Genomic DNA, 12,138 nt, shown 5'->3' on the forward strand with positions numbered 1-12,138 from the left:
AGGGTTACAGGTCGACGCCCGGCGCGCGCTGCGCGTCCGGCGTCGGAGAGAGCGGCGCCGGCCGGGCGCCCGGCGCGGCCGGACCCGGGGCGACGACGCCCATGGAAACGATGTACTTCAAGGCCGCGTCCACGCTCATCTGCAGGTCCACCGTGTCGGCACGGGGCACCATCAGGAAGAAGCCGGACGTGGGATTCGGCGTGGTCGGCACGTACACGCTGATGTGGTCCCCGGGCAGCCGGTCGGCCACTTCGCCGCTAGGCGTGCCGGTGACAAATGCGATGGTCCAGCTGCCGGCGCGCGGATACTGCACCAGCACCGCGCGGCGGAATGCCTGGCCATTCGGGGCCAGCACGGTGTCGCTGACCTGCTTGACCGAGTTGTAGATCGAGCGCACCAGTGGAATGCGGCCCAGCAGGTTTTCCCACTGGTCCACCATGGTGCGGCCGATCAGGTTGGCCGCGAAAATGCCCGTCAACAGCACCACCACGATGACCAGGACGAAGCGGAAGCCGGGAATGTCGACGCCGAACAGCGACTCGGACGACAGAAAGCCAGGCACGAACCCTTCGAGGGTGGCGACCAGCAGACCCAGCACCCACACCGTGATGACCAGGGGAACCCAGATCAGCAGGCCGGTGATGAAGTACTTCTTGATGACGCGCATACGCATCGCGCGGTTACTCAGGAGGCGGTGGACGGCCCCGCGGCGGGCGCGGGGGCAGCGGCCGGCGCCGCCGGTGCGCTGGCCGCTGGCGCGGCGCTTTCAGCGGGCGTCGACGGGGCACTGGCGCCAGTGGCCTGTTGGCCGCCGCTGCCGTTGCCGCGGAAATCGGTGACGTACCAGCCCGAGCCCTTGAGCTGGAAGCCAGCCGCGGTCACTTGCTTGGAAAACGTGCTCTGGCCGCACTCGGGGCAAACCGAAAGCGGCGCGTCGGAAATCTTCTGCAGGACGTCTTTGGCATGGCCGCAGGCGCTGCACTTATAGGCGTAGATGGGCATCGAGGGCTCCCAGGCGCGGGCCCGGTGTATCAGTGACCGTCGGCCAGACGTTGCAAACCCATTGCGCAAAACCAGGGGCTCGAGGAGTCCTCCAAAGGGAGGCCCCGGGGCCGGAACTGGCGCTGGACCGGACAACGGCCGGGCACGGCCGGAAAAATACGGGAAAGTCTTGAATTTTAGCGGTTTTTCGTGAAAGGCCGGTGGCGTCCCCACAGCGGGGGGCCCGGGGGCTCCGCCGACGGGCTCGCCCCGCGCCCTCAGACGGGCAACAGGAACATCACGGCGGCCACCGCCGTCGGCCCCAGCGCGGACAAAAACAGCCGCCCGGACGAGATACTGCCGTCCGGAAAATGGTTCTTCAGGATGGCGAAACCGGCCGGATTCGGCGCGTTGGCGATCACGGTCAGACCGCCCCCCGTCACCGCGCCCGCCACCAGCATGTAGCGCCAGGCTTCGCTGGTGCCTTCCACCAGCGACCCCAGGTAGGTCAGCGCGGCGTTGTCGGTAATGGCCGTCAGCGCGGTCGCGCCCCAGAACAGCACGAACGGCTCCAGCCCGCCCAGCAGGTCCTGCAGCCACCACTTCTGCAGGCCGCCCAGCACCACCAGGCCGGCCAGGAAGAAGCCCACCATCAGCCCTTCCTTGATCAACAGGCGGTTCTGGTGGCGCTTGTAGGCCTCGGCAAAGCCGATGAACATCATCAGCAGGCCGAGGAAGATCGCCGGGTGGTGCGCGCTCAACACCACCGCCACCAGGAACACCAGGTGGATCAGCATCACCAGCGCCGGCACGGGCGGCCGGTTGTCCTTGCCTTCCGGGGCGTCGACCCCGCCGCCCGTGCCCACCGAGCGCTCCAGCAGCGCCTTGCGGCAGATGAAGGTCAGCAGGCCCGCGTTCAGGCACACCGCCACCGCCGCGCGCCAGCCGAAATGCTGCGCCATGAAGGCCGAGTCCCAGCCGAAGGTGGACGCCACCATCAGCACCGGCGGCGCCGCGTAGGAGGTCAGCACGCCGCCGATCGACACGTTGACGAACAGCACGCCCAGCGTCAGGTACTTGAAGCCGGCGCGGCCGCTGGTGCGGAAATAGGCATCACGCAGCAGGATCGCCGCCAGCGTCATGGCCGCCGGCTCGGTGATGAACGAGCCGCCCAGCGGCACCAGCGACATCACCACGAAGAACGTCGCCAGCTCGCGCGGCAGCGGCAGCGCGCGCGCCGTGGCGCGCACCAGCAGCCCCACCAGCTCCAGGATCGGCCGGCTGGCCGCCACCACCATGATGGTGAAGACGAACAGCGGCTCGGTGAAGTTGCGGGTGTCCATGTAGCCGATGGCCGCGGACGGCCCCGACAGTGCCGCCATCGCCACGATCAGGGCGAACGCCCACACCCCGAAAACCGCCTCGACCTCGGCCAGCAGGTGCCAGAAGCCGGCATGCGGCCCGCCGCGATGGGCCAGGCGGGCGAACATGGGAACGGAAAAGGTGTGCAACACCGCCACGACGAACAGGAGGGTGGCGATGATCTCTATGGGCTGGGGCATCGAAAGCGCTTCCGGAATGAAGACCCGGGCCGCGCGCACGCGACCCCGAATCGGCGGACAAGGGTCGCACTATAGCGTAGCGAACCCGACCCGCCCTACAGGGACAACGCTAGGATTCGACCACTTTTCAGGCGATCGGCGCGGGCGGTTCGCCGCCCTGCTGCGCATCGCGCATCTCCATCAGCAGGCTGTGCAGCATTTCGGTCGACAGCCCATGCAGCACCAGCCGGTACCCGGCACGCAGCGTCGACATGGGCACCAGCGGATGACTGTTGTTGACCAGGATCAGATGCTGCGGCGCGCCCAGCAATTTGGCCGCGTAGATGCCGATGGTCTCATCCAGCTGCAGCGAATTGGCCGCGCGCCAGAAGTCGTTGTCGGTCAGCATCAGCTGGTAGAGCGGCGTGAACAGCTCGATGGCGCTTTGCAGGTCGAGGAAATTCAGCTTGCCCTGCGGCATGTCCTCGAGCTTGAGATCCGGGTCGCGGATCATCGAAAAGTCCACGCGCTCGGGCGCATGCATCTCCACGCCCGCGTCGCGCAAGGCCTGGTTCAGCCGGATCACGAAGTTGAACAGGTTGAGGTCGTGCTTGACGAACAGTTCGTCCTTGAGATCGTCGATCTCCATCGGTTCGAGCGGCGTGGTGGTGATACGCACCGGCGAGTTGGCCGCGATGAACGCCAGGATCTGCGCGCCCAGATGGAAATGCCGCAGGATCAGCCAGTTGGCCTCTGGCGAGACGAAGCGCTTCAGGCCCCACGCCAGGATGCGATGCAGCAGCCGCGAATGCGACCAGCGGCGCGGCAGGAAGGTCTTGATGACCTGGATCAGGATGATGCAGGCGCGCGCCAGCGGCCGCAGGAATGGCAGCAGGTACTGGCGCGAGCCGCAGCTCGAATCGGTCAGCCAGGCCTTCTTGACCTTGTCCGGCAGCGGCGTGCTGCGATCCAGGTACAGCGCCAGCCACGGACTCGGATCGGCGGGATCGTGGCCCTTGGCCAGAAATTCCGGTTCCTTGTTCATGCGGCATCATCCTCCATCACGTGATGAAACTGCATCAGGTACAGCGCGGCCGTGCGGCGCGCGGTGTCGACGATACGCTGCTCGGCGCGGCCGTCCTCGTCACAGTCCAGCGCCAGTTCCACCGCCGTCAGCCAGCGCGCCAGGTGGTTCTCGTCGTTGTGGCCATGGTATTCCAGGAAGCGGAAGGCATCCGGCGGCAGCTTCAGGCTGGCCTTGAGCAACGGCAGCAGGGCCGGCACGATGCGCTGGCCGGTGCCCTCGATGATGTAGATGGCGCCCAGGAGGCCGATCGGGTCGCGCGTAGCGGCCAGGCTGTGCAGATAGGCGTTGAGCGCCTCGCCGCCGGGATTGCGGCGCAGCGCGTCGATGTTGTCGATGACGCCACCGGCCGTGCGGTAGTCCTGGAACAGGATCTGGAAATCGTTCTGCTCCTCGCCCGCATGCATGTCGATCAGCGCGGCCAGCGGCTGATATTGCTCGGTCAGCGAGGCCGCGCCTTCGCGCATCCACTTGCTGCCCTCGCGCACCTGCGGGATCCAGTTCTCCATCCAGTTAAGGTAGTCGGCGGTCTCGAAGCGGCGGTTGCGCAGGCGTCGCACCACCGGCGTGCGCCAGACGCGCGAGCGGTAGTCGTGCCAGATCGCCGCCAGTTCGGTGAGCAACTGGCCCAGGCCCTGCGGCGCCATGTCCGGATCGTGCGGCGGCGCGATGGCGTCGGCATCGGCGCTGTGGGCGTCCTCGCGCCCGGCCGCGGCCGGCGTGGCGCCCACGGCCACCGACGGCGCGGCGTCATGCGCGGCCTCGGCCTCCAGCAGCATGTAGGCCGCCATGAAGCGGCCCGACTCGGGGATGTAGCAGAAGATCTGCTCGCCCGGCTTGATCTCGCGCGTTTCCAGGAACTCGGCCAGCATGATCAGGATCGACGCCGCGCCGGTGTTGCCGCGCCAGGCCAGGTTGCTGAACCAGCGCTCGCGCGGGATCACCAGGCCGGCCTTCTCCATCAGGTCCTCGACCACCGGAATGAATTTCTCTGATGAGTAGTGGCACAGGAAATGATCGACCTGGTCCGGATCCAGCCAACCGTCGCGCACCAGCTTGGCGTACTCGTGGATGCCAATGTCGAACAGATGCGGCAGCAGGCGGATGTCCTGGCGCAGCGACAGCGCGCCATCGGCCTCGGCCTCGTTCCACGACGGATAGTCCAGGTGGCCCTTCTGGCGGTCGGCCGACAGGCCCAGTTGCATGCACACCGGATAGTCGCCCGAGAACGAGCGCTGGTGCACCCACTTCAGGCGCAGCCGCACGCCCTTGGACGCGCCCGGCAACGGCCGGCCGCCGCGTCCCAGCAGCAACGCGCCGGCGCCATCGGACAGCATCCAGCGCAGGAAATGCGCGTCGAAGTCGGCGTCGTAGCCGCGCGCGGCAAAGCGCGACCGCTTGAACAGGCGCGACGGCAGCTCGGCCGCCACCGCCAGCGCGCTGGCATGGCCGCCCATCTCGACGCCCTGCGCCGCCACCTGAATCGCCGACACGCCCGCCGCGCAGATGCCGTGCACCGACAGCGTCTCCATCGGATGCGCGGCCAGCTCGCCCTGGATCATGTTGGCAAAGCCCGGCATCAGCGCATCGCCGCCGGACGAGCCGCTGGTCAGCAACGACACATCCGCCAGGTCGCCGTCATTGCGCCGCAGGCAATCGCGGATGGCGTTGGCGGCCAGCTGCGCGTTGGTGAAGACGGTGCCGCCCTCGGCATCGATCGCGTAGTAGCGCTGCTTGATGCCGTTCTCGGCCAGAATGCGGCTCTTGATGCGGCTGGACATGCGGTTCAGCGGCGCGATGTAGCTGTCCATGGCCTCGTTGGACACGGGTTCGCCCGGCATGAAATAGCCGGCGCTTTCCAGGTAGACACGATTGAACGCGATAGGCATGGCGGGTCTCTAGTGGCAGGTATGGAGTGGCGGCGCTAGCGCACGTGCTCGGGCGCCATGCACGAGCGGCTGCGAAAGCGCGGCAGGAAGGTGCCCAGCACGAACACGCGGAACATGTAGGGCGTCAGGCCGCCCTCGTTCAGCGCGGGCGTCACGCGGGCCCGGTAGTGGTCGCGGTGCAACCGGGTCAGTTCGGACCAGTGCGCGCGCGGATTCTCGTGGTGCGCGGTGTGCAGGCCGATGTTGAACAGCAGCGGATTGACCAGTCCTTCGAAGTTGCGGGCGTAGTTCAGGCCGGCGACGGCGCGCGGTCCGCCATCGGCGTGCGCATGTTGCAGGTAGTTGGTGGCCAGCAGCCAGTGCAGGCCGTGCAGTTGCGGGATGATGACGAACACCAGCGCCTTGACCGGATTGATAGCCAGCAGGCCGCCCCACAGCCCCAGCCAGGCGCCGTACTGGCACATGCAGTAGCGCCACGCGCCCGGCCAGTGCCGGCGCAGCCGTCCCAGCCAGGCGAAAAACAGCGGATACAGCACCCACACGGCCTGCACCGGATGGATCAGGTAGCCCCACAGGTGATTGGTGTCGCCGCCAAAGCGATAGGTGCGTGCCACGTCGCGCGCGCCATGCTTGTAGCGGTGGTGGTTGGCCACGTGCGCCGGATAGAACACGAAAGTGGGATGCCCCTGCAGCAGCGTGATCCAGAAATCGGTGGCGCGATTGGCCCAGCGGCCATGCCACATGCGGATGTGCGTGTGGTTGTGATGGATCACGCCGATGCCCAGCGTCAGGAACAGCATCAACGCGTACAGCGGCCACCAGAAGCCGTGCAGCCACTGCCACGCCGCCAGGGCGGGCAGCGCGGCCAGGTAGGCCAGGCTCTGCCAATCGCGCCGGTTGCGCAGCGCGGGCAGCCGGCGCGTCTTGCTAAGCCCGTCCGCCAAGCGATTCTCGCTGCCGGAAAGCTTCCAGCTGGGGCGCGGCCGCCTCGGCCTTCAGCCGGGTGCGGAACAGGCGGTCCATGAACGTGAACTGGAAACCAAAATTGCCGTTGTAGCAGGCGTGGTGCAGGTGATGCCGGCGGCTCGCCGCAAACCAGTGCGCATACGACACGTTGGGAAAGAAGTCGTAGTTGGCGTGGCCGATGCAGTTGAAGAACAGGCTGAACAGCGGCACCGACGCCAGCGACCAGAAGCTGAAATCATGCAGCACCATCGGCAGCATGATCACGTTGCCCAGCATCAGCGCTTCGATCGGATGGAAGCTGTAGGTCGAGAACGGCGTCGTCACCACCGAACGGTGGTGCGGCAGGTGGAAACGGCGCAGCAGCTTGGTGTGCAGCAGCCGGTGGTTGATCCAGAAATGCACGTCGTTCCAGGCCACCAGGGCCAGGATCTCCAGCGTGATTTTCTGCCAGCTGGCATCCGGATCCAGGTGCGCCCAGCCCAGCTGCAGCAGGCCCCACGGAAAGATCATGCCAGTGCCGAACAGCAGAATCGACACGCCCGACTGCGTGAATTCACGGCGCAACTGGCCCGGCGCCAGCGGCCGCGGATCGAGCGGCCGGCCGATGCCCAGCGCCGGCAGGATGCGCTGGGTCAGCAGCCAGGTGGCCGCGCCGAACAGCAGGTAGATGCCGCCGAAGAACAGCAGGCCCGCCAGCATGACCTGCCAGGCGGACAACGCGACAAAAGCTTGGGCCATGAACGTTTTGTTTCACCCCGGAGAATGGCCGCATCATAAGCAATCCGTCAGCCGCGCGGTGAGACATTTATTACCAAATGAATCCGGACGCCACAAAGCTGCCACTCTCAGGCCGAAGTTGCGCCTATTGGCAGGGAAACTGCCGGTTCAAGCCTGCTACCGCCGCATCCATGCGACGAGCCAGGGCCGCGCTCGCGGCCGGCATCGGCTCGCGCAGCTCCGCGCTCAACAGGCCCTGGCGCCCCAGTTGCGCCTTGACCGGCCCCGGATTGGGTTCGGCGAACGCCAGTTGAATCACCGGCGCCAGCGCCTGGAACAGCTTGCGGGCCAGATCCAGTTGCTGCGCCCGCACCGCCTGGTACATGGCCACGAACAGGTCGGGCCGGATGTGCGCCGCCGCCGCGATCAGGCCGCTGCCGCCCAGGCACAGCAGCGACAGCGATTGCAGGTCCTCGCCCGCCAGCACGTTCATGTTGCCGTCGGCGATCAGGGCCAGGGTCTTGTCGAGCGAACCGCCACAGTCCTTGATCGCGGCGATGTTCGGATGCGCGGCCAGCGACAGCAATGTCGCGGTCTCCAGCGTTGTGCCTGTGCGATAGGGAATGTCGTACAGCACCAGGGGAAAGCGCGAGGCATCGGCCAGGCTGCGGAAATAAGCGGCCGCGCCGTCCTGGCCCGGGCGCACGTAGTAAGGCGCCGGCGCCAGGATGCCGGCCAGCGGCCGGGTGCCGAACGCGGCCAGCCGCTGCAGCACGTGCCCCTGGTGATTGCCCGCCAGGCCCATCACCACCGGCATGGCGCCGGCCTCGTTCAGCACGGCGTCCAGCACCGCCAGTTGCTCGGCGTCATCGAGCGCCGCGGCTTCGCCCGTGCTGCCGCAGACGACCAGGCCGTCGACGCCCGCGGCCTTGAAATGGCGCACCAGCCGGCGCAAGGCCCCGCCATCGACGGCGCCGCCGGAAAACGGCGTCACCAGGGGAATCCAGACGCCTTGGAACGGGGATTGATGAGTTTGCATGAACACTCCTTCGGTGTAAGCGGACCGTGGTTGGGCCGTACAGAAGTGCTCGGGATACCAGGGGGTGCGCGCGAAGGCGCCGTGGCGCCGCCGTGAGGCCGCTGTTCCGTCGCCCATCTGACGGAACAGCATGCTCCGGTCAGATGAGCGGCTGTTTTTTGGATTTCAGGCCGGCGCAAACCGTCGCCACGCCGAGGGCGCGGAACAGGAAAGCGGACTGGATGGCCTGAGGAATCATGAATGGAATAAAGGGTTGAAACCGGCCGCGGGCGACCGATGCGCAAATCTACCGGGCCGCCGCCACGCTGTCAACGCAGGCTGGCCAGGAAGATCGCGCACAGCGCTTCCATGCCCTGGCGATCGTCTTCGTCGAAGCGGTCCGGCACCGGGCTGTCCACGTCCCACACGCCGATCAACTCGCCCTGGTGCACCAGCGGCACCACGATCTCGGAACGCGAGGCCGCGTCGCAGGCGATGTGGCCGGGGAACGCGTGCACGTCCGGCACCAGCTGCGTCTGGCGCTGGCTGGCGGCCGCGCCGCACACGCCGCGATTGAGCGGAATGCGCACGCAGGCCGGCTTGCCCTGGAACGGGCCCAGCACCAGCTCGGTGCCGTCGAACAGATAGAACCCGACCCAGTTCAGGTCGGGCAGCGCCTGGTAGGCCAGCGCGCTCAGGTTGGCGGCATTGGCGATGCGGTCGTGCTCGCCGTCCAGCAGGGCGCGGGCCTGCTTGGCCAGTTCGGCGTACAGCGCGGCCTTGGAGTCGGCGGTGATCGGGGCGGCTTCAAACATATATCTAAATGTAACTGTACAGGCGATTATCGATGCAAGTGATTTTAGGGGCTGCCCACGATAAAGGGGCCGCCTTGCCACGCTGTGGGACAATAGTTTACGCAGTAACGTCTTTACCGCGCCGTTGTCATCACCCCGTCACTCCCTTCTTGATTAAGAAGCAAACCATGGACAAGCCTCTCGAACCGACGTTCGCCTTTTCCGAACGCGCCCTGCAACTCACCAGCTCCGCGATCCGCGAGATCCTCAAGGTCACCGAGCGCCCCGAAGTCATTTCGTTCGCAGGCGGCCTGCCGGCGCCCGGCGGCTTCCCGGTGGAAGTGGTGCGTGCGGCATTCGACAAGGTACTGTCCACCAATGGCCGCGCGGCCTTGCAATACGGCCCCACCGAAGGCTACGCGCCGCTGCGCCAATGGGTCGCCGACGACCTGAACCGCGCCGGCGCCAACGTCGCCGCCGACCAGGTTCTGATCGTGTCCGGCTCGCAGCAGGCGCTGGACCTGCTGGGCAAGGTGCTGGTCGACAAGGACAGCAAGGTGCTGGTCGAAGACCCCAGCTACCTGGGCGCCCTGCAATCGTTCAGCCTGTACCAGCCCAAGTACGTGCCGGTGCCCACCGATGACGGCGGCCTGATTCCCGAGGCCATCACCCCCGAGCTGGCCGCCGGCGCCCGCTTCCTGTACGCGCTGCCCAACTTCCAGAACCCCACCGGCCGCACCCTCAGCCTGGAACGCCGCATCGCGCTGGTCAAGCGCGCCGCCGAGCTCGGCCTGACCATCATCGAGGACGATCCCTACGGTGAACTGCGCTACGCCGGCGAACCGCAGCCGGGCCTGATCGCCCTGGCCGCCGAATACGGCGCCAACGTCGTGCGCCTGGGCACGTTCTCCAAGGTGCTGGCCCCCGGCCTGCGCCTGGGCTACATCGCCGCCGCCCGTCCGCTGATCAACAAGCTGGTGCAGGCCAAGCAGGCCACCGACCTGCACACGCCCACGCTGACCCAGATGGCCGTGTACGAAATCGTCAAGGACGGCTTCCTCGAAGAGCACCTGCCCAACGTGCGCGAGATCTACCGCGCCCAGGGCAGCTGCATGCTGGACGCCATCGCGCGCGAATTTCCCGCCACCGTCAGCTGGACCAAGCCCGAAGGCGGCATGTTCATCTGGGTGACGCTGCCCGAGCATATCGACAGCACCAAGCTGCTGGAAAAGGCCATCGCCCAGAACGTCGCGTTCGTGCCGGGCGCGCCGTTCTACAGCGGCGCCGGCCGCGCCAACACGCTGCGCCTGAGCTTCGCCACGGTGCCGGAAGACAAGATCCGCACCGGCATCGCCATCCTGGGCAAGCTGCTCAAGGAATACACGGCCTGAAAACCGGGTCCTGACCAGGCTTGACGGTCGCACGGCCGGGCGCATTGCCCGGCCGTTGTTTTATGCTGTCGGCTTTCCTCCCTTTTCTTTCGCCGTGACAGTGAGCGCTCCGCAATCCTCTCCCGTCGACCTCAGCGACATTGTTTTCACCGACTGGGTCGAACGTTGGCTGCCCAAATCGTGGCGGCCCTACGCCCGCCTGTGCCGGCTCGACCGCCCCATCGGCACCTGGCTGACGCTGCTGCCCTGTATCGCCGCGCTGGTCCAGGCTGCCGGCGGCCTGCCCGACCTGCAACGCCTGGTGGTGTTCTCGCTGGGCGCGCTGCTGATGCGCGGCATCGGCTGCACCGTCAACGACATGTGCGATCGCAACTTTGACAAGCACGTCGAACGCACGCGCTTCCGTCCGCTGACCAGCGGGCAGCTCAGCATGCGTAATGCGGTCTGGTTTTTGCTGGGCCAATTGGTGGTCTGTGGGTCGCTTTTGTTCTTCCTGAATGGCATGAGTCGCTGGCTCGCCGTGGCCGTTCTGCCGTTCGTTTTCATCTATCCGCTGTGCAAGCGCGTGACCTACTGGCCGCAGGTGGTGCTGGGCATCTGCTTCAACTGGGGCATGCTGATGGCGTGGTCGGATACGCAGAACCATGTGCCCCTGGCGGCCATCGCGATGTGGTTTGGCGCAGTGCTGTGGCAGGTGGGTTACGACAGCATCTATGCCTACGTCGATGTGCGCGATGACCGCAGCCTGGGCCTGCATTCCACGGCCATGCGCTTCGGCGACCAGGGCAAATTATGGATCGGCGGCTTCTATCTCGGCACCGTGATTTTGTGGGCCTGGGGCGGCTTTGCCATCGGCATGTCGTGGGCCTATTACGTCGGCATGGCGGCGATCGCCGTGCACCTGGCGTGGCAGTTGAAAGTGTTCGATATCCAGCGTCCGGATCGCAACTTCATGCTGTTCCGCGCCAACCTCTGGCTGGGTGCGATTCTGGTCGCGGCGGCGCTCGCGGGCACCCTGATCGGCTGATCCGGCGCATTGCGGACGCCCCCCGCTTAAGGGATGATGCCCGCTCCGAGACGTGTTTTACGGAGACCCGCATGTCCGCTTTGACCAAAACCTTGCTGGCCGCCACCGCGGCCAGCGCATTGTCCGGCCTGCTGCCGGCATACGCCTACGACCACGCCGAATGCTCGGTGCAACGCGGCTGCGCCGCCAAGATTTGCCACCTCGAACGTGAGCTCGACTACGCACGCGCTCACAACAACTCGCATCGCGTGGCAGGCCTGCAAAGAGCGCTGGCAGAAACCAGGGCACATTGCACCGACGGTCGCCTGGAAGCCGAACGCGAAGCCCATGTGCGCGACAAGCAGGCCAAGGTGGCCAAGCGTGAAGACGAGCTAAAGGCCGCACGCGCCAAGGGCAAGCAGGAAAAGATCGTCAAGGCCCAGCGCAAGCTGGATGAAGCCCGTGCCGAATACGACGCCGCGCTGGCCGACCTGAACCGCTGATCTTTCCCCCTTGATCCGCCCCCGGGGCATCGTCCCGGGGTGGCGCGCTCTCCCCCTCGCTTGCGCTGCGGAATCTCCCCCGTCCTTGCCTGTTCCGGCACGCCTGGCTCTGCGGCGTGCGCCCCATCGCGGGTCCAGCCCTCGCCCCTCCCCGCCCGATCTCTCCTGCGACCACTACCTATTGCGTCATCAAATGGAAATATCGCCACCTATGGTGCCATTTGGTAAGTTCCATCGTGATTAGTATT

General features: G+C 66.5%; 12 protein-coding genes. 3 read left to right on the forward strand and 9 right to left on the reverse strand.

Annotated elements, in window-relative coordinates; all coding sequences use genetic code 11:
- Positions 1 to 4: 4 nt before the first annotated feature.
- The 9 genes from AruCF_RS28185 to AruCF_RS28225 form a co-directional block, all read right to left on the reverse strand.
- Positions 5 to 667: a DUF502 domain-containing protein gene (locus AruCF_RS28185; protein WP_049077153.1), complete on the reverse strand. Its 663-nt coding sequence runs from the start codon at positions 665 to 667 to the stop codon at positions 5 to 7.
- Between the two features lie 17 nt (positions 668 to 684).
- Positions 685 to 1,002: an FmdB family zinc ribbon protein gene (locus AruCF_RS28190; protein ID WP_049077155.1), complete on the reverse strand. Its 318-nt coding sequence runs from the start codon at positions 1,000 to 1,002 to the stop codon at positions 685 to 687.
- A 257-nt stretch (positions 1,003 to 1,259) separates the two neighbouring features.
- Positions 1,260 to 2,543: a putative Na+/H+ antiporter gene (locus AruCF_RS28195; RefSeq protein WP_049077157.1), complete on the reverse strand. Its 1,284-nt coding sequence runs from the start codon at positions 2,541 to 2,543 to the stop codon at positions 1,260 to 1,262.
- Between the two features lie 127 nt (positions 2,544 to 2,670).
- Complete coding sequence (locus AruCF_RS28200; protein WP_049077159.1) at positions 2,671 to 3,567, reverse strand: DUF6999 family protein; 897 nt, start codon at positions 3,565 to 3,567, stop codon at positions 2,671 to 2,673.
- Positions 3,564 to 5,495, reverse strand: coding sequence for a StlD/DarB family beta-ketosynthase (locus AruCF_RS28205; protein ID WP_049077162.1), 1,932 nt, complete (start codon positions 5,493 to 5,495; stop codon positions 3,564 to 3,566). The genes AruCF_RS28200 and AruCF_RS28205 overlap by 4 nt, the downstream gene beginning before the upstream one ends.
- A gap of 35 nt (positions 5,496 to 5,530) precedes the next feature.
- Complete coding sequence (locus AruCF_RS28210) at positions 5,531 to 6,439, reverse strand: fatty acid desaturase (RefSeq protein ID WP_059272856.1); 909 nt, start codon at positions 6,437 to 6,439, stop codon at positions 5,531 to 5,533.
- Positions 6,423 to 7,199 (reverse strand): sterol desaturase family protein, encoded by a 777-nt coding sequence (locus AruCF_RS28215; protein ID WP_024070755.1) that lies wholly within the window; start codon positions 7,197 to 7,199, stop codon positions 6,423 to 6,425. Before AruCF_RS28215 ends, AruCF_RS28210 begins: the two co-directional genes overlap by 17 nt.
- Before the next feature lie 124 nt (positions 7,200 to 7,323).
- The gene (dapA, locus tag AruCF_RS28220) at positions 7,324 to 8,217 is read right to left on the reverse strand and encodes a 4-hydroxy-tetrahydrodipicolinate synthase (protein WP_049077167.1); all 894 of its coding nucleotides are present in this window, start codon (positions 8,215 to 8,217) and stop codon (positions 7,324 to 7,326) included.
- A 308-nt stretch (positions 8,218 to 8,525) separates the two neighbouring features.
- Positions 8,526 to 9,011, reverse strand: coding sequence for a GAF domain-containing protein (locus AruCF_RS28225; protein ID WP_049077169.1), 486 nt, complete (start codon positions 9,009 to 9,011; stop codon positions 8,526 to 8,528).
- Between the two features lie 167 nt (positions 9,012 to 9,178).
- Here AruCF_RS28225 and AruCF_RS28230 point away from each other — a divergent pair, with 167 nt between their 5' ends.
- From AruCF_RS28230 to AruCF_RS28240, 3 genes are all read left to right on the forward strand, one after another.
- Positions 9,179 to 10,381, forward strand: a complete 1,203-nt coding sequence (locus tag AruCF_RS28230) for an aminotransferase-like domain-containing protein (RefSeq protein ID WP_049077171.1) — start codon at positions 9,179 to 9,181, stop codon at positions 10,379 to 10,381.
- Between the two features lie 100 nt (positions 10,382 to 10,481).
- Positions 10,482 to 11,408, forward strand: coding sequence for a 4-hydroxybenzoate octaprenyltransferase (ubiA, locus tag AruCF_RS28235; protein WP_049077174.1), 927 nt, complete (start codon positions 10,482 to 10,484; stop codon positions 11,406 to 11,408).
- Positions 11,409 to 11,479: 71 nt separating this feature from the next.
- Positions 11,480 to 11,890 carry a DUF1090 domain-containing protein gene (locus AruCF_RS28240; RefSeq protein ID WP_049077177.1) on the forward strand — a complete coding sequence of 137 codons (411 nt, stop codon included), beginning with the start codon at positions 11,480 to 11,482 and terminating at the stop codon, positions 11,888 to 11,890.
- Positions 11,891 to 12,138 lie beyond the last annotated feature (248 nt).

Source organism: Achromobacter ruhlandii (assembly GCF_002082135.1).
GTDB classification, from domain to species: domain Bacteria; phylum Pseudomonadota; class Gammaproteobacteria; order Burkholderiales; family Burkholderiaceae_B; genus Achromobacter; species Achromobacter ruhlandii.

Excerpts from the sequence above, each read along its gene's own strand:
- AruCF_RS28215 (WP_024070755.1), bottom strand. The coding sequence starts at position 7,199 with ATGGCCCAAGCTTTTGTCGCGTTGTCCGCCTGGCAGGTCATGCTGGCG.
- AruCF_RS28185 (WP_049077153.1), bottom strand. The coding sequence starts at position 667 with ATGCGCGTCATCAAGAAGTACTTCATCACCGGCCTGCTGATCTGGGTT.
- AruCF_RS28225 (WP_049077169.1), bottom strand. The coding sequence starts at position 9,011 with ATGTTTGAAGCCGCCCCGATCACCGCCGACTCCAAGGCCGCGCTGTAC.
- AruCF_RS28205 (WP_049077162.1), bottom strand. The coding sequence starts at position 5,495 with ATGCCTATCGCGTTCAATCGTGTCTACCTGGAAAGCGCCGGCTATTTC.
- AruCF_RS28230 (WP_049077171.1), top strand. The coding sequence starts at position 9,179 with ATGGACAAGCCTCTCGAACCGACGTTCGCCTTTTCCGAACGCGCCCTG.
- AruCF_RS28195 (WP_049077157.1), bottom strand. The coding sequence starts at position 2,543 with ATGCCCCAGCCCATAGAGATCATCGCCACCCTCCTGTTCGTCGTGGCG.
- dapA (WP_049077167.1), bottom strand. The coding sequence starts at position 8,217 with ATGCAAACTCATCAATCCCCGTTCCAAGGCGTCTGGATTCCCCTGGTG.
- AruCF_RS28190 (WP_049077155.1), bottom strand. The coding sequence starts at position 1,002 with ATGCCCATCTACGCCTATAAGTGCAGCGCCTGCGGCCATGCCAAAGAC.
- AruCF_RS28240 (WP_049077177.1), top strand. The coding sequence starts at position 11,480 with ATGTCCGCTTTGACCAAAACCTTGCTGGCCGCCACCGCGGCCAGCGCA.
- AruCF_RS28200 (WP_049077159.1), bottom strand. The coding sequence starts at position 3,567 with ATGAACAAGGAACCGGAATTTCTGGCCAAGGGCCACGATCCCGCCGAT.